Raw genomic sequence first — 17,281 nt, 5'->3', positions numbered from 1 at the left:
TATTAATGAAGTTGTTGTTAAATACTTGTAGCACAGGGTGTTTGTGCTTATTGTAGGCAACAATAGTTATCCAATATTAGAGTTAGGAACCATTGTGGATTTAGATATATATCAAGTAGATTCGTTCACAACCCAAGCCTTTAAAGGAAATCCTGCTGGGGTTTGTATTTCTCAAGAGCCTTTGAATGAAGCATTAATGTTTTCAATAGCGGAAGAGATGGCGGTATCAGAAACGGCTTTTCTTGTGCTTAACACTATGACGCTTAAATGGTTCACGCCAGAAGTAGAAGTGAAACTATGTGGACATGGTACTTTGGCAACCGTCCACGTATTGAAAGAGCAAGGGTTAGTGAAAACGGGTGATAAGGTAGTATTTGATACTTTGTCTGGTGAATTATCTGCCACGGTTCGTGAATCGTCTATCGAGCTGGATTTTCCTAGCACTCATTTATCGCCGAGTCTGGAACCCGATCAAGAATTGCTCGAACACCTTGGCTTGGAGTTCAACCAAGTTGTTTCATTTAGAGAGTTTGATTCAAAGCAGTTAATCGAAGTCGTTGATGAGCGCGTTCTATTGGATTTGTCGCCAAACTTTGACTCCTTGAAACGCATGGATGGTAGAGGTGTTGTGGTAACGGCAGTTCCATCAAATCCTGAACTTGATTTTGTTTCTCGCTACTTTGCGCCATGGGTGGGTGTTAATGAAGACCCTGTCACTGGTTCGGCACATTGTGCATTGACGCAGCACTGGGCAGAAAAGCTAAACAAAAGTAGTTTCAATGCTTATCAGGCGTCTCGTCGTGGTGGCTATATGTCGACAGAGTTATTAGCTAACGGGCGAATAAAGTTAATCGGTTCTGCTATCACTGTGATTAGTGGTGTGTTGAAACTTTAGATCCCTGTTGAAGCTTTGAATCACTGTTACCGTATTTTTGAATTAACCAAGAGAGTTTCTTAGGCTATTCATGGTTGAACAAAACGGCTCGGGCGTAATGTTATTATTGAAGGAATCACCGTGTCAGCCTTTTATCTTTCTCAAGTATTAGTCGCGATTGCGATCTGTTTCGATCTTTTGTCATTTCAGTTTAAGGAAAGGAAGAAAATCGTTACCTGTCTGTTCTTTGCTGGTGTGCTTATTTCGAGTCACTTTATTCTTCTCGAACAATGGACAGCGGCGAGCTTAATGACGATTGCCACTGTTCGCTATTTAACGAGCGTGTTTTCTACATCGTCTAAGTTTAAATATTTGTTCTGTTCCATGTCGGTGGTCGCAACGGCCGTGACTTACTCGGGGCTGACAAGCATTTTGAGTTGCTTTGCTTCCGTATTTCAAACCTTTGCAGCCTTCAATAAAGATGACCGTCGATTAAGAGAGTTGATGATCATCGGAACCAGTTTTTGGTTGGTTCACAACTACTTAGTTGGCTCTCCAACAGCCGTACTGATGGAAGCGCTGTTTATATGCAGTAACTTAGTGGGCTATTACCGTTTTTACTTCAAAAAGAGTGTTGCTGCCTAGGTTTCGGCTTTCTACGGTTTATTAAGTTAAAGAACCACAAGCTTCAAAGCGCAGCACCAGATTACAGTTAACAAGGATTAGGATAGTTCGATGTCTAATATTTACGCTGATTTTCCTTCGTCGATGCCCAATGAAATATTCAATGACCTGCTTGCGAACGACAGTGTTCGAATCGAAAGAATATTGTCTCATGGTCACAGTTCCCCAGAAGAGGGTTGGTATGACCAAGAGGAGAATGAGTGGGTAATGGTGATAGAAGGTCAAGGTATCATCGAGTTTGAAGATGGACGTGTTGTTACCTTGTCTAAAGGGGATTACATCAACATTGCTGCAAGAGAAAAGCACAAGGTTATTGGTACGGACAAAGACATGGTGACGATTTGGTTGGCTGTGTTTTATCGTTGAAACTCTTTGTTCTAGAGTCGACTCATTTAGAGAGCACATAGGGACAATACGTTACCTGTCCAATACCCTAAATACCCTAAATACACGAAAGGACTATGTCGTGGTTAGAATCCGAAATTACCAAACCAGTGATGCTAAGGCGTTGTGGGAGATTTACTTTCATACCGTTCGTAACATTAATGTTCGAGATTATTCTCAGCAGCAAGTAGAGGCTTGGGCTCCAAACGGTTTTGACTCTGAGCTTTGGCAAAAGCGCATGAATGAGTTACTACCTTTTGTGGCTGAGCTAGATGGTTGCGTTGTTGGTTATACTGACCTGCAACCCAATGGCTTGATTGATCATTTCTTCTGTCATCATGAATGCCAGGGTAAAGGCGTTGGAAGAGCGCTAATGGAACATATTCTTGCTGTTGGTCGTGTTCGTGGTGTATCGCGGTATTTCTCTGAAGTAAGTATTACCGCAAGGCCTTTCTATGAACACCTTGGTTTTAAAGTCGTTAATGAGCAGGAAGTTGAAATGCGTGGCGTAAAACTCACCAATTACGTGATGGAGAAGATAGTCGAATAAGTGGGCTATCGTTCTTTAGAGTATAGATACCTACTTTGAAATATTAATGAACCTTTTTAAGGATAACTTTTTCTGATCTATTGATATTGTCGATGAGTTCAAATTGTGTGCAAGGTAATTTGTCTAATCTAAACATTGAGTGAATACAAGGAGTGTTGTTCATGAGTCATGTGAGTAGATCTAAACTATATACATTAGTGTCGATGTTGTCCTTCGCTGTTGGCGTTCTAGCCTTAGATGCTGGGGTGTCGGGGCTGTTTCCTCTCTTTGTCGTCGTCATCTCATTCTTTTCATTCGTCATCAATTCTTTTCTTTGTTTGTTTGGAGTTAAACACGAAGATGGTTTTGATGCCTATCAAAAAGCAAATCAGGCTCGGTCAAGTGCGTTGGTGAAAGGCTTAGAAGACTCGAACAAATAAACGGTGCATTCAGCCGAATGGTAATCTCATTTTTGTTACAGTTTTCACCTGCTTTTTGTTCTCTTCTTAAAGAAAAATCATCACTTTAGCGATAATATTCACTACAACTAATTTGAGTGAAGGAAGTAACGTGGGAATCGAAGCTTTAGCGTTTGTGATGGACGCATTAATAACCGCATGCTGTATGTATATCGCCTCCAAAATGTCTTTCGTGGTCGCAGACTTTAAATCCCTTCTTACTATTGCTGTAATCGTTGCTTTGGTGTCATTGATTCCGACCGTTGGTTGGGTTCTAGGATTGATCCTGTTTGTCTTTCTACTTGGGAAGGCGACCCATTCGAGTATTGGTGACTGCATTTGGGTTGTAGTATTTACTAAGGTTGTGTCGATGGCGGCATTTCTAATATTTGGGCGTTTGTTTATCCAATAACAACTACTGTTAACAGACATCGTTGCTTTGATGTCGACATTGACTTGTTATAGATAAATTAAAAGGGTGTGAATTTGTCACACCCTTAACGAATTTCGATTTTTACTTGATAGATTATTCTCGACTGCTCTATTTAGGTAGCAATACAGTATCTATCACGTGGATTACACCATTGCTAGCCTCTACGTCCGCTGATATTACCTTTGCGTTGTTAATCATCACGGCACCATTATCTATGCTAACCATTACCGCTTGCCCTTGCACTGTATCAGCGCTGTCTATTTTCATCACATCTGCGGCCATTACTTTGCCTGCTACTACGTGGTAAGTCAGCACTGCAACCAACTTGTCTTTGTTCTCTGGTTTCAAAAGCATCTCAATGGTACCGTCCGGTAATTTAGCAAATGCTTCATCTGTTGGGGCAAATACAGTAAATGGTCCTTCGCCTTTTAATGTTTCTACAAGGCCACCTGCTTTAACTGCGGCGACTAGCGTGTTGAACGAACCGTTTTCTGCAGCCACATCTACGATGTCTTTCTTCATTTCGTGATGGTTAGCGTGAGCAAATGTAGTGAAAAGAAGTGTTGCTACTAGTACTGACAGAGTCTTGCTTAATTTATTAAACATATTGTAGTCCTTGAGTTTGTTTGTTATTTCCGAGATGTATTACGAAAGCTTAAAAGCGATAGATCAACTTATTGACGTCTCAAGCCGTTTACTTCGACAGTCAAAGTCACCGGGGGAATAAATTTTCACAGTTAATTACTTGTTATAATTCTATTTTTATACTTATAGTTAACGTGAAATTATTCAAATAGTGGATGTGAATATGAGGTTTGTTTTACCGGTTGTATTTTCGGCATTTGCTTCAATGCCTGCTTATAGTGGCCTTGCCCCTAATGAAGGTTTCAGCGGTAACTTTAGTGTTTTGGCAGGTTTCTACTCGGATAGTAGTAATTTGAGTACCGAACAAAATTCGAACCAAACAAGTAATGTCATGGAAGGTGATAGCGAAAACCAAGGGTTACTCGGTTTTCTTGGAACCGTTCAATACACCTTTGGTGAATCTCTGACTCACCAAGTTTATGCAGGTACAACGCGAGAGGATATTGCAACAGGTACCATTGCGTTTGAGATTGGTTATCGACACCAATTCTCAGGTGGCACCATTTTAGACTTCTCTGTGCTACCAACGCTCATTTCTGGTAAGGCTTGGTCAGACCCTTATGCGGTCGGCGTTAATCGCAGCGAAACGGATGTAAAAGGTAATGTTGGGCGATTGCAACTTACTAACATTGGTGGGACGGGTTTTCGAACGGATTTCGCGATTGGTGAATCTGATGTTGATGATGAATTATCAGGAACTCAAAGCTTATCTGCAGAAGACGTTGCGCTCTTGGATAGGGAGAGAAGTTATGTGTACGTCAAAGTAGGGTACCCCTTCATCTTACCTAACCAAGCTGATGTGTTCGTTCCATCTATGGTGTATTTCAATTCAGACGCAGAAGGTGGAGCTCTCAGCTTTGATAGTTACGGACTAGAATTAAACTACGCCAAGAGAATTGGTCGTCATGGCTTCGTTGTCACGCTAGATGCCAATGATCGTCAGTACGATGAAGCGAATCCGATTTACGGAAAAGCTCGTGAAGAGAATGAGTACGGTGCATTTTTAGCATACGAGTTTGGTAGTTTGATGGGCTATGAAGATTGGTCGTTTATTACATTACTAGGCTTAAGAAGTATTGATTCTAATATCGATTTCTATAATTCCGAACAAGTGTTGGCGAGCGTGGGTGTCGACTATAAATTCTAACGATTACATATAGCCGAAGCACTAGCTAAACCTAAAACTCGGTTTGAGTTTCATTATTTCGAGCACTTATAACCTTTAAGGTTGTAGGTGCTCGTTGCTATCCGTAATATGAAAAGTAGTTTACATATAGGATTAGATAGTAAGGAAGCGCTTTGGAAATACAAATCAGACATCTTGAACCCACTGACAACCAAGATATTTTTGATATTTATCGACACTCATCAGTACTAGAGAATACCTCACAAAAGCCTTTCCTTAGTTCTGATCAAGTGGAGCGATTGTTTGGTCATTCAGACCATTTCACTTTGGTTGCTGAATTGTCCGGAAAAGTCGTGGGCCACATTACTTTATTCATGACCACCAAGATGAGAGACAGACATTGTGCTGGCCTTGCGATAGCGATCAATCAGGCCGATAACTGGCTTAACCTCGTTCGACTTGAATTAGAAGTTCATGCTGATAATCACGGTGCGATTGCTTTATATGAAGGCGTCGGTTTTCAGTTAGAAGGCACCAAAAGACTTAGTACATTCAAAGGTGGGAAATATATTGATATGCTTTTGATGTCGAGGATTAGACCTGAGTACCTTTGATAATGAACTGTCTATTGCTTCTGTTCATCGCTATTTAATTCTGTTCGTCACGCTTTAAACCTGTTCATCGTTGCTTAATTCGGTATAGTAGCAACCGTTTGCTTCGTATAACCCCAATGATATGGTTTGGGGGTTTCTACCAGTGCCCGAAAAGTGCTGATTACGAAGGGTTTAGATCACAATTGTGTTCTTACTCTTTGTAATGGCGTTCGAAAAACATCCTGTCTATTATTCCGAGTAAGTGCACACCTAAAATCCATTGTAGGTGAAATATGAACGCATTTATCCAAGGGCTTCCAAAAGTAGAGCTGCATTTACACATTGAAGGTTCACTCGAACCTGAGTTACTTTTTAAACTCGCTCAACGTAATGGTATCGATCTGCCTTATTTATCTCCAGAGCAGTTAAGACTTGCATACGAATTTGATGATCTCCAGTCGTTTCTCGATATTTACTATCAAGGTGCTGATGCATTACGCACAGAACAAGATTTCTACGATTTAACATGGGCTTATCTAGAACGCTGTAAAGCTGACAATGTTATTCATACTGAAATTTTCTTTGATCCTCAAACGCATACCGACCGTGGGATTGCATTTGATACTGTGATTAACGGCATTTATCGCGCACTCGAGTGTGGTCAAAAAGAGTTAGGGATCACTTCTCAAATCATCGCTTGCTTCTTACGTCATTTATCTGAAGAGAGCGCTATTCAAACGTTCGCCGATATTCTCAAGCACCAAAGCAAAATTATTGGGGTTGGATTAGACTCCTCAGAACTCGGGCATCCGCCAGAGAAGTTCAAACGCGTATTCCAACAAGCCAAACAAGCGGGTTTTCTAACAGTGGCTCATGCTGGTGAAGAAGGGCCTGCACAGAACATTGTCGATGCCATTGAAATGCTCAGTGTTAGCCGAGTAGACCATGGCGTGCAATGCATGACCGACGAAGCGTTGATATCGGAATTGATTGAGACCAAAATGCCGCTGACCGTGTGTCCACTATCTAACATTAAACTGCGAGTGTTTGATGTAATGGAAGACCACAATATTGTCGAGCTACTAAGGAAGGGCGTTGCCGTAACGATCAACTCTGACGATCCTGCGTATTTCGGTGGTTATATGTCGGATAACTTTAATGCTGTTAGCAATGCTCATCAGCTTACGCGTCAAGAGCTAGCACAGTTCAGCTTAAACGCGATCGACGCGAGCTTTATCGAAGAATCGTTGAAACAACAATATCGTGATGTTGTGTTCGCGTATATCGCCGAGGTTGGTGCTATCTAGTATTTAAAGTTCTACTATTGGATATACTTAAACGACTGGCAATTGCTGGTCGTTTTTTGTTTACGTTCAGTAAACAGGGGGGACAACCGATTGAGTCTTCAATAAATTTAATGTCAATAATCTGAATGCCCCAAAACGAGTCCCCAAAAACGAGAGTGCAACAAGCGAATTATTACGGCTATATAGGTCAATAGTTAGTCACTTCTGAACACTATAAAGTGGTTTGTCCATGATTTTAAGTTGCGTTAAGGCCTTAAGATACTAAGGTGTATGGTTTTTTTGATAAATAATCTCTGGGTATTAGCTGTAATGGACTACATTTAGGAAAGGTGCGGTGAGATAGCGTTGTACTCACGTAGATATATCTAAACGAGGAGTTAATCGTTGTTAGACCCCCAAATAGGTGAACAGATACAATGGCCTTGTGATTTACCACAAGACTTTATAGACAGCCTGCTCGAAATTGCTGTTTTAAAGACGGGCATACATAGCCTAGAAATTACGAAAAAATTTCAAAACCTACCGGGCGTTTTTTATATTCTTAAGGGCTCAGCAGGTATCTGCTTTTCAACTGAAAACATGAAAAGCTTGTCGGGCGGTGTGATCGGTAAGGGTGATTGGGTAGGCGCTTTAACCATTCACGCTAATTACAATTTATTTGCAGTCGCAGAAGAAGTTGAGCCGATTACAATGGCATTTTTCCCCGCAGATAAGGTGTTAGAGTTGGCTGAGAAAAAGTGCATGGTATTTAAATGGTTACTCCACTGCGGGGTCAAATCGCAATCTATCTGGATGCAGGCTTTTTTGGCTTCCATCCATGAAAAAGAGCAAAAAACAATTTATGTACTTCTAGAACTTGCTGCTCGTCAGACAAATATTACTGGGGCGACGGTCAGTATCAATATTTCACAAACCCAACTGAGTACCATCACCGGTATATCGAGACCGAGGTTAAATGAAGTTTTAAAAGGTATTGAACAACAAGGTTTAGTGACGATACAAAGAGGTAAGGTGTTTATCTCAGATTTTGAAGGTTTGTACGAGCGTATCTCACCGATGAATTTAATGATACGAGACCCTGTAATTGCGATGAAGCCGTTATAGCTTGAATACCTTTTTCTCGATAAAAAGGCCTAAACAGGTAGCTATTTGTAGGTAACTACCACCTTTTGTTCTTTTCGGAACATACACAAATCACTGATAGCGATAACTTTAGCTCAATATTTATAAATTTAAATTTGAGTGAGTAGTACTGTTATGAAGATGGCCGTGTTGGAATATAAAGTGTGTGGAATTGGTGACTGGATTAAAACGACGATTTCGAGTCGTTGTGCTTACCTACTGGCTGCTGAGTATAAAGGGTTGGGTTGGCCTGCTAAGGTGAATGGAGAGTCGCAATAGACGCGGCTTAACCCATTAAGACGGGATGAGTTTTCCGTTCACACGAAGTAAATCTTTAGATAAAAAGAAGCTGATTAAATGTCAGCTTCTTTTTTTTAATGAGCCAAATAAATTTACTTGTTCACGTAGTCTTTGAATTTCTGCTTGGTTTCAGTGTCAGCTTTTTCGTACCAGAAATAAAGCATCTCTTCAGCGGTGTTTCCTGCGGTAGAATCAATCTTTGCGGGTAAAGTAACAGGTTGCACAATCGCTGTTGTTGCAACTGCTGCTGTCCCCATCGTCAATGCAGCAATACCACCTTTCTGGTTGTATTCTTTCGCTTCTTGAGGGTATTTACGACCAATCTGCATACCATCTTTGACTAGCTTATCTTGTTTAACACTGATTACATTTTGGTTCTCATCAATCAGTTTCCAATCAAGGTTATTAAAGCCTTTTTTCGCTTCCGATACATTACGGAATTTAGGCATTTCAAACGTCAATGTAGTGTCTGCTGCATCAAAAGTTGCAATTATTGCGTCGCTATCGATAAACTCACGGTCGTTACCTTGACTAAAAGCAAGTTGATATTTGAATACGATTTGGTTCACACCGTCAGGAACGGTTATCGTTTTACTTGAAGAGAAAAAACCACCGTCAAGATCAGGTTTAGCCTCATTAACCGCTACGACGTCAATTAAGGCATCTGCGCTAGAAGGGACTTTAATGGTTACATCAGCTAATACTGTTGGTGCAGCAACGATAGCTGAAAGTAGGGCAACACTTCGGATTGTCTTCATAATCATACAGTTATTTTAATGAGATATTTTTACAATCTCATGCAGAACGAAGTATTTCAAGTCGTCTTGTCTCGATTTGGTAAAATTCACCGAAACTTAACCTAAGCCTAATTTTTGAACGTATTAATCGTGTTTTTTTCGTTCGCGCGATGGTGCGGTCTTAACGTTTCCTCTACTGGATTTTCTAAATTGCTCTCAGGGGAGTTTCGAGGCGGCTGAAGAGTGACGTACATAGGAACAATAGCAGCAACCCAAATGGCATAAATAGTAATCACTCGATTGAAAGCGACAAACCATGTCTCGCTACCCGATTGAGACAAGTAGTAACCGAAGAGGGTGAGTAAAGTGCAGATGATTGCCCACATGATTGTGGAAAATGGGTCTCTTGTTGTCGATGCGAGTATCACAATCGTAATGTAAGGGACTGCCATAGCAACGCCTAAAGGAACATGGTAATCGACGGCGAAAATAATGGTCGCACCAAGGGCTAAGAGCACGTTTGATCGCGTATTGGGTAAATTGAAGTTCCATGTCATGTGATATCTCACTTAGCCCGTTTTACGTTGTTGATTGAGCCTGTTTTACGTTGTTGATTGAGTTTGTTTATTAGGCGTGTTGCTTGGTGGCTGTTGACCATTAAACGGTTGATCAGTTGTTGGATTAATTCGGCTTCTGGCATGATTTGACGCTCTGCTATCTGTTCAGCGAAAGTGGCAAGTTCCAGTACTTCCGTCATTTCAAACTTTGACGCAATGCTTATTACTGCGTTTAAAGTTTTATTTAAGTCATCGGGTCTGGCGCTCGAGAACAGCTCTATCAATTCATCAATTTCGTTTTCTAGGTCATCAACGAGAGACGTTAAGCATTTGAGTTTTTCATCTAATTTAAGCTTACCTGTGGCTAATAAATGGCTTCGAGAAAGCTCTTCTTCCGTCAGTGGAAGTTTGTTCTTGGGTGGGCGCGTTAATATAGTGATGTTGCTTTCATCTTTGTCTGGAAAGTTATGTACGTTAACCAAGTTATGTCGGTTGCTCTCAAACTGGTGATGAAACTCATTGATGGCGTTTTGTAAGCTGTTTTTCTGTAATGGTTTGGTGAGCACGAAATCAGCCCCGGACATGATAAATTCGTCATGCGCTTCTTTAAACACATCGGCTGTACACGCGAAAACTACGGTAGTCAGCTTAAGTTCCTTGCGGATTTTTTGAATCGCTTCAACACCGCTCATGTTCGGCATGTGGTTGTCCATTATGATTAGGTCATATTGGTTTGAAGCCAATTTATCTAAGGCTTGCAAACCGTCGTAGGCGTTCTCGACGGTTAAGTTTATAGATTCACAAAACTTCCTAATCACCATTGCGTTGATCTTATTGTCTTCTACTAACAATACCGAGAAGTTGTCGAGTGCCTGATTGGTTTTTGTTGGTGTTTTAACGACGACTTTTTCTTCGAGTTCGTGCATTTCAAGCGGAAGCGAAATGGTAAATCGAGTGCCTAGATTAAGTTCACTGGTAACCGTAATTGTACCACCCATCAGTTCGACTAACTGCTTAACAATGGAAAGCCCTAATCCTGTGCCACCAAACTTACGGGTCGTGGAAAGCTCGGCTTGTTCAAAGGCTGTGAATATATGGTCTATCTTGTCTGCTGCAATGCCAATACCAGTATCCGTCACCAAAATATTAACGCTTGGCGGGATTGTCTGTGCAATCAAAAATTCAACTTCGACTTTACCTGATTCAGTAAATTTAACTGCATTGCCTACCAAATTAAACAAGATCTGACGCGTACGCGCGGGGTCTCCCACCAACTGAATATTGGTAGGTATGTTGTCCTTGATGGCAAAAGTGAGCCCTTTGTCCTCTGCAAGTGGTGCCAATGTTTTATCAAGATGTGTAACCACGTCTGTGACTGAGAATGGGCTGTATTCAAGTTCCATTTTTCCTTGTTCAACCTTAGAGAAGTCAAGAATGTCATTCAATATGGTGACGAGGTGCTGACCTGAGTCGATGATGATCTGTGCTTGCTTACGAGTGTCTGTGTTTTGCGATTCCTCTTTGATAATTTGAGCAATACCTAGTACGCCATTCATCGGCGTTCTTAATTCATGACTCATGGTGGCAAGGAATAAGGACTTCGCTTCGTTGGCTTTTTCTGCTTTGTCTGCTGCTTCTTGATAGGCAAGGTTGTTTCGTTTTAATTCAAAGACCCGGAAGATAAAGATGGCGAACGAGAACACGAAGGTTAGTAGTGCTAGTGTGATGGTGAGTTTAACCATGATGCCTTCTAATTGGTCTTGAAGGTCGGTGAATTGGTGTTCAATTTGCTCAAGGTACTCCATGCTATGCACCGAAAGAACTTGAGATAACAGCTGGCTTTGTTGCTGATTGAGTTCAGCGAACGTTTTAGACAGGTCCGCCAACTCTGAGCTAATCTCTTGATGTTGAATTTGGCTTCCTGAAAATAACACGCTAGCGAGCAGCTCACTTTGAATATTGATATCCGGCGTAGAGAGAGCATTTAACTCTTCTGAATTAAGCTCGCTTGCTGCTTCACGATGGTTTGCTGAATGACTCTCTATGAGTTGTAGCGTTAGGGATTGCAGTATGAACTGACGAGCGACACTCAACCCTACGAGCTTGTCGAGCGTATCGACATTGGATATCGAGGCTTTGTGGAAACGTTCAAGTAATTGAGTGGTTTGTAAGTCTTGAAAGAACGTTGAGTGGATGCTTTCACCCTGATAGTTACCCTTTAACTCTTGCAGTTCTATTTCTAGTCTGACTAACTCAGCCGAAATTTGGTAAGGGTTCGAAATATCAGCGAGAGCAGCGTTGGTTATCTGATCACGCATTTCTAAAACTTCATGCCCCAGTTCTCGAACAGATTCTCCATATTCCGATACTTTCTCGTGCTCAGAGTAGGTCAGTATGATTAAGCTAACCAGCCCCACAAATAGCGAAATAAAGAATAAAAATATGAGTCTTATCTTATTCATTTTCAAACTCCACTAACATTTTAGGACGGTTACCTGTTAGGGTTTCGAGGAACACTTTAATCTCGTTAATGGTTTGTTTTTCAAATGTCTTGCCGAGTTGGCTTTCACCCATGATTTTGATGGCTTCCTCTAACGTTTCAGTTTGACCATCATGAAAATAGGGTGCAGTGATCGCCACGTTTCTTAAACTGGCGACACGGAAGAGGTGCTTGTCTTGTGGTTGTCCTGTAAACATAAATCGACCTTGGTCTTCACTTCGTTCTGAACCCGTTTTTGATAACCCAAAATAACCAAATCGCATGACCATTCCTCCGCCAATATTGGTACCTTGGTGGCAACGAATACAACCTTCCTTCTGAAAGGTTTCCCAGCCTCGCTTGGCCTTATCGGACAGCGCTGAATGATCGCCTCGCAAGTACTGGTCGAAAGGAGAATCAGGTGTGGTTAGCCCTTGCATGAACTCAATAAGTGCAGCCTTAATCGAAGCTTCGTTGATGGTTGTCGATTGTTCTTTGAATAGGCTGATGTAAGTCTCCGATTGAGATACATAGTCCGTAATGTGTTTCCAGTTTGAATCCATTTCGTCAACGTTGTGTACTGGACCATCGATTTGATCGCCAAGGTTATTCACCCGACCATCCCAAAAAAATCGGTAGTTAAAGGCAGCGTTAAAAACGGTGAGTGAATTTCGCATTCCTGCTCCATTTACGCCAATGGAAACAGGAATCACTTCAGCGCCATTGGTTTGCAGGCTATGACAACTTTCACAGCTGACACTTCGGTTCGACGATAAGTTAGGGTCTTTGAATAGCGCCCAACCTATCTTGGCAAGTTCATTGTTAATCTCGGTCGAATCTGGAATTGGGAAGATTTGTTGATCTGGAAATGCCGCTTGTTGGGCATCTTGTGAGTCTGTATTTGAGTCGTGTTCTGAAGAGTACGAATCATCATGGTCGTTTGCATGAGAGTGATTTTCTTGGTGCTCAAATGAGGCGTGCATCTTTAAAGAAGCGGCGTCATAAACCAGTAGGCCTATTGAAACGCAAATGACAGTGATGCTTATTACTGCTAAATATGGCGTTTTCATAGTATTAGTACCATCTAGTTTAGATAATTTTGGCAAGTCAGAATCCTTCTGATTTAAACCTTATTCACCCTGTGGATGAGAGGTGTACATTTATAAACTTAGTTTCATAGTGGTGATGTTGCAAGAAGATGGTGTAACAATAGGAGAGGAGCAAGATGAAGTCATTGAATCGTTGAATGGCAAGGAACGGGGATCGTTAGAAACAACGCGTTACGTAGGGCAAGTTAGTGACCTAACGGTCAATTCGAAAAGACCTTGTTGTATAAAACTCGGATTTTTAAGATACAGATACAGATGCAGATGCAGAAAACAAGTGCCAGACGTAGAAAAGCCGTGGTAACTGCATAGAGTGACCACGGCTTTGGTATTACATCATGTACTTTCTAAACTGCTTGAATTACATGGTCTAGAGGGGCTTATTTAGCTTGAGCTGCTGCCGCTTCTAGTTGCTTAAGTTTACCTTGAAGCATGTAAGCATTTTGGTTGAAGTTACCAGGGTTCAACACTTGGCTTTGCTGCATTGGGTAGTCAGGTAGCGTGTTCATGAACTCTTGTACTTTGCCGCCTACTGGTACGAATAGCCACATGTTGTCTGCCATCCAGCGTAGGTACATGCCCGATTCGTGTGGTGCTTTTTCGAATGGGTCAGCACGTAGGTGAACTACTTGAGGCCAGTTTGGTTGGAAGCGAACTGCATCAACAATGTTACCGTCCATTACTGCGAACGAAATCTTGAAGTCATTCCAACGAACTGCGTTTAGCTCAGCGTTAGCAGAGAAGTAAAGCATGCTGTCACGAGGGCCTTTATCTTCTTTGCCTTGGAAGTAAGGTAGGAAGTTGTAACCATCTAGGTGAACACGCCAGTTTTTACCGTTGTAAGTTGCACCTTTATCAGACGCAAGTTTTTCAACCACTTTATCATCACCAGCGGCTGCTAGTAGAGTAGGGATCCAGTCTTGGTGGCCCATGATGTCGTTGATCTTAGTTCCCGGTTTGATAGTACCAGGCCAGCGAACTAGCTGAGGAACACGCATGCCACCTTCGTAAGTTGTACCTTTTTCACCGTGGAAGTAAGTAGCACCACCATCAGGCCAAGATACGGTTTCTGCACCGTTATCGGTCGAGTAGATGACGATAGTGTTGTCTGCGATTTTAAGCTCATCAAGCTTGTCTAAAAGGATACCCACTTGGTCATCGTGCTCTAACATGCCATCAGCGTAGATGCTGATACCAGATGCGCCTTGGTATTTTTCTTGTAGACGAGTCCACACGTGCATACGAGTCGTGTTGTGCCAAATGAAGAATGGTTTGTCAGCTTTCACTGCTTTTTCCATGAATGCTAGAGATTCTTCTAGGAACTCTTCATCCGCATGCTCCATACGCTTACGCGTCATAGGGCCTGTATCTTCAATCTTACCGTCTGAAGTCGATTTGATTACACCACGAGGGCCAAAGTTCTTACGGAACTCAGGGTCTTTAGGGTAGTAGTATGTCTCTGGCTCTTCTTCCGCGTTTAGGTGGTACAGGTTACCGAAGAACTGGTCAAAACCGTGGTTTGTTGGAAGGTGTTTGTCTTGGTCACCCATGTGGTTCTTACCGAACTGAGCTGTCATGTAGCCTTGTTCTTTAAGAAGGTCTGCGATCGTTGGAGCCCAATCAGGGATACCGTGGTCCGAACCTGGCATGCCGATAGTCAATAGACCAGTACGGAAAGGTTCTTGACCGGTTAGGAATGCAGCACGACCAGCAGTACACGATTGTTGACCGTAGTGGTCAGTAAATAGTGCGCCTTCGTTAGCAATACGGTCGATGTTAGGTGTTTCGTAACCCATCATACCGTTGTTGTATGCACTGATGTTGAATACACCAATGTCATCACCCCAGATAGCAAGAATGTTTGGTTTTTCTGCTGCTGTTGCCGCTGAAGAAGCTGCTAATAAGCCAACACCTAATGCCAGTTTATTAATTTTAGTACCCATAAGGACTCCGATTTACTTTTAAGATTAATGCGTTAGAACAACACATCGATAAACAAATGTTATTCTCAAAATTCCGTTACGTCCTTTTATAGTGCTTATAACCAATTGTTATAATGTTATATTAACTTGTTGATTAAATTGGATTTAGTTTGTTGGTTAGAAGAAATCCTTAGAGAGCATGTGTGATCCTTATCATGTTTATTGTCGTAAACCTTATCGATGATCTGTGCATTTGTATTTGAATGAAAAATGACAAAAATATTAATAGTTTAGCTAATGTCGCGAGAGTTAAAAAAATGAACTATATGTTGTAGGGCAGGATGCAAATAACTAATGAAGAGGTTTCTATGACAGCGAAATATGGCGTCAAACGTCGATTAGCGATTTTGGGTACAGCGATGATGGCGGCTTCCACCACCACATTCGCGGCAGAAAAACCGAATATTCTCGTAATTTGGGGTGATGATATTGGGCAATCTAATGTCAGTGCATATACCTTTGGCTTAATGGGTTACCAAACCCCGAACATCGATAGTATCGCCAAAGAAGGCATGATGTTTACAGATTACTACGCAGAGCAATCTTGTACCGCAGGTCGCTCTACGTTCATTACCGGTCAAAGTGTATTACGAACGGGTTTGAGTAAAGTAGGTTTACCAGGCGCAGACATCGGCTTACAGGCAGAAGACGCCACAATTGCCGAGATGTTAAAACCGATGGGTTACATGACTGGTCAATTTGGTAAAAACCACCTTGGCGATAAAGATGAATTCCTTCCAACAGCACATGGGTTTGACGAATTTTTTGGCAACCTTTACCACCTAAATGCTGAAGAAGAACCAGAAAATGAAGATTACCCAACCGATCCTGAGTTTCGTAAGAAGTTCGGTCCGCGTGGTGTCATCAAATCTTTCGCTGACGGCAAGATTGAAGATACGGGTCCATTAACGCGTAAGCGTATGGAAACTGTCGATGAAGAAACACTTGATGCGGCGCTTGATTTCATGGACCGTGCAGTGAAAGCTGACAAGCCATTCTTCGTTTGGTGGAACGCAACACGTATGCACTTTAGAACGCACGTGAAAGCCGATAGTAAAGGTGTGACCGGTGTCGGTAACTACGCTGACGGTATGGTTGAACACGACAGACACGTTGGGCAACTATTAAAACAAGTTGATGAGTTAGGTATCAAAGATAACACCATTGTTTTCTACTCAACGGACAATGGCCCACACATGAACTCTTGGCCTGATGCGGGTACAACCCCGTTCCGTGGTGAGAAAAACACCAACTGGGAAGGCGCATACCGTGTTCCAGCAATGGTTCGTTGGCCAGGTAAGATTGAACCGGGCAGTGTGTCTAACGAAATCATGCACCACATGGACTGGATGCCAACGTTTGTTGCCGCCGCCGGCGATGATCAGATCAAAGAGAAACTACTGAAAGGTCATACTGCGGGTGATAAAACATTTAAGGTTCACTTAGATGGTTACAACTTCCTTCCTTACCTAACAGGTGAAGAAGAAAAAGGTCGCCGTTCTGAAATCTTCTACTTTACCGATGATGGTGATTTAGCCGCGCTTCGTTACAACCAATGGAAAGCGGTGTTCATGGAGCAACGCGCAACGGGTACCATGCAAATTTGGTCAGAACCGTTCGTGACGTTACGTCTTCCTAAGCTGTTTAACCTCCGTATGGACCCATATGAAAATGCAGATATTACGTCGAATACCTATTATGACTGGTTGTTAGACCATGCTTATATGTTCGTTCCTGCGCAAGCGTATGTAGGCGAGTTCTTAGAAACGTTTGCTGAATACCCACCACGCCAAAAAGCGGCAAGCTTTAGCTTGGATCAGGTTATGGAGAAACTTCAAGAGAACCATAATAAGTAAACTATTGCCCTAGCTAAACTGATAACACGAAAGAGCTCCTAGGAGCTCTTTTTTTTATGCGCATATCGATGAGTAAACCCCGGTCGTGAATATGAATCACAACTATCGT

Annotated in this window: 18 protein-coding genes and 1 riboswitch; of the genes, 12 read left to right on the top strand and 6 right to left on the bottom strand. The window is 42.0% G+C overall.

Translation table 11 applies throughout. The features are described from left to right. Positions 1–94 precede the first annotated feature (94 nt). The 6 genes from AACW75_RS11010 (at position 95) to AACW75_RS10985 (ending at position 3,341) form a co-directional block, all read left to right on the top strand. Complete coding sequence (locus tag AACW75_RS11010) at positions 95–895, top strand: PhzF family phenazine biosynthesis protein (protein ID WP_102551774.1); 801 nt, start codon at positions 95–97, stop codon at positions 893–895. Between the two features lie 120 nt (positions 896–1,015). After that, a complete protein-coding gene (locus AACW75_RS11005) occupies positions 1,016–1,519 on the top strand; it encodes a YgjV family protein (protein WP_017073988.1) in 504 nt (167 codons plus the stop codon). Positions 1,520–1,609: 90 nt separating this feature from the next. After that, positions 1,610–1,924, top strand: coding sequence for a cupin domain-containing protein (locus AACW75_RS11000; protein ID WP_145568713.1), 315 nt, complete (start codon positions 1,610–1,612; stop codon positions 1,922–1,924). Positions 1,925–2,024: 100 nt separating this feature from the next. After that, complete coding sequence (locus AACW75_RS10995) at positions 2,025–2,492, top strand: GNAT family N-acetyltransferase (RefSeq protein WP_145568715.1); 468 nt, start codon at positions 2,025–2,027, stop codon at positions 2,490–2,492. 161 nt (positions 2,493–2,653) lie between these two features. Next, a complete protein-coding gene (locus AACW75_RS10990) occupies positions 2,654–2,911 on the top strand; it encodes a hypothetical protein (protein WP_017073985.1) in 258 nt (85 codons plus the stop codon). Between the two features lie 130 nt (positions 2,912–3,041). Then, the gene (locus AACW75_RS10985; protein WP_017073984.1) at positions 3,042–3,341 is read left to right on the top strand and encodes a hypothetical protein; all 300 of its coding nucleotides are present in this window, start codon (positions 3,042–3,044) and stop codon (positions 3,339–3,341) included. A gap of 129 nt (positions 3,342–3,470) precedes the next feature. Here the strand turns inward: AACW75_RS10985 and AACW75_RS10980 are convergent, their stop codons facing one another. Next, positions 3,471–3,968 carry a fasciclin domain-containing protein gene (locus AACW75_RS10980; RefSeq protein ID WP_135456849.1) on the bottom strand — a complete coding sequence of 166 codons (498 nt, stop codon included), beginning with the start codon at positions 3,966–3,968 and terminating at the stop codon, positions 3,471–3,473. A 202-nt stretch (positions 3,969–4,170) separates the two neighbouring features. Between AACW75_RS10980 and AACW75_RS10975 the strand changes: the two genes are divergently transcribed. The 5 genes from AACW75_RS10975 to AACW75_RS10955 all read left to right on the top strand — a co-directional run bounded on the left by AACW75_RS10975 (position 4,171) and on the right by AACW75_RS10955 (position 8,434). Beyond that, a complete protein-coding gene (locus AACW75_RS10975; protein ID WP_145568717.1) occupies positions 4,171–5,154 on the top strand; it encodes a DUF2860 family protein in 984 nt (327 codons plus the stop codon). A 152-nt stretch (positions 5,155–5,306) separates the two neighbouring features. Then, positions 5,307–5,747: a GNAT family N-acetyltransferase gene (locus AACW75_RS10970; protein ID WP_145568719.1), complete on the top strand. Its 441-nt coding sequence runs from the start codon at positions 5,307–5,309 to the stop codon at positions 5,745–5,747. An 83-nt stretch (positions 5,748–5,830) separates the two neighbouring features. Further along, positions 5,831–5,930: riboswitch (purine riboswitch) on the top strand. A gap of 89 nt (positions 5,931–6,019) precedes the next feature. Further along, the gene (locus AACW75_RS10965; protein WP_145568721.1) at positions 6,020–7,033 is read left to right on the top strand and encodes an adenosine deaminase; all 1,014 of its coding nucleotides are present in this window, start codon (positions 6,020–6,022) and stop codon (positions 7,031–7,033) included. A 384-nt stretch (positions 7,034–7,417) separates the two neighbouring features. Continuing rightward, the gene (locus AACW75_RS10960) at positions 7,418–8,137 is read left to right on the top strand and encodes a Crp/Fnr family transcriptional regulator (RefSeq protein WP_135456857.1); all 720 of its coding nucleotides are present in this window, start codon (positions 7,418–7,420) and stop codon (positions 8,135–8,137) included. Positions 8,138–8,290: 153 nt separating this feature from the next. Then, positions 8,291–8,434: a hypothetical protein gene (locus AACW75_RS10955; RefSeq protein WP_017073978.1), complete on the top strand. Its 144-nt coding sequence runs from the start codon at positions 8,291–8,293 to the stop codon at positions 8,432–8,434. A 113-nt stretch (positions 8,435–8,547) separates the two neighbouring features. Here AACW75_RS10955 and AACW75_RS10950 read toward each other — a convergent pair whose 3' ends face one another. From AACW75_RS10950 to AACW75_RS10930, 5 genes are all read right to left on the bottom strand, one after another. Then, complete coding sequence (locus AACW75_RS10950; protein ID WP_135456859.1) at positions 8,548–9,213, bottom strand: DUF2057 family protein; 666 nt, start codon at positions 9,211–9,213, stop codon at positions 8,548–8,550. A gap of 107 nt (positions 9,214–9,320) precedes the next feature. After that, positions 9,321–9,749 carry a hypothetical protein gene (locus AACW75_RS10945; RefSeq protein ID WP_135456861.1) on the bottom strand — a complete coding sequence of 143 codons (429 nt, stop codon included), beginning with the start codon at positions 9,747–9,749 and terminating at the stop codon, positions 9,321–9,323. Positions 9,750–9,757: 8 nt separating this feature from the next. Beyond that, positions 9,758–12,211: a hybrid sensor histidine kinase/response regulator gene (locus tag AACW75_RS10940; RefSeq protein WP_145568722.1), complete on the bottom strand. Its 2,454-nt coding sequence runs from the start codon at positions 12,209–12,211 to the stop codon at positions 9,758–9,760. Then, the gene (locus tag AACW75_RS10935; RefSeq protein WP_145568724.1) at positions 12,204–13,298 is read right to left on the bottom strand and encodes a cytochrome-c peroxidase; all 1,095 of its coding nucleotides are present in this window, start codon (positions 13,296–13,298) and stop codon (positions 12,204–12,206) included. Before AACW75_RS10935 ends, AACW75_RS10940 begins: the two co-directional genes overlap by 8 nt. A gap of 416 nt (positions 13,299–13,714) precedes the next feature. Continuing rightward, positions 13,715–15,277, bottom strand: coding sequence for an arylsulfatase (locus AACW75_RS10930; protein ID WP_145568726.1), 1,563 nt, complete (start codon positions 15,275–15,277; stop codon positions 13,715–13,717). A gap of 347 nt (positions 15,278–15,624) precedes the next feature. Between AACW75_RS10930 and AACW75_RS10925 the strand changes: the two genes are divergently transcribed. Continuing rightward, complete coding sequence (locus AACW75_RS10925; RefSeq protein ID WP_029224912.1) at positions 15,625–17,172, top strand: arylsulfatase; 1,548 nt, start codon at positions 15,625–15,627, stop codon at positions 17,170–17,172. Positions 17,173–17,281: the final 109 nt, after the last annotated feature.

This window comes from Vibrio sp. L3-7 (assembly GCF_963898195.1).
Classification (GTDB): Bacteria; Pseudomonadota; Gammaproteobacteria; order Enterobacterales; family Vibrionaceae; genus Vibrio; species Vibrio echinoideorum.
This window is presented reverse-complemented; position numbering and strand designations above follow the sequence as displayed.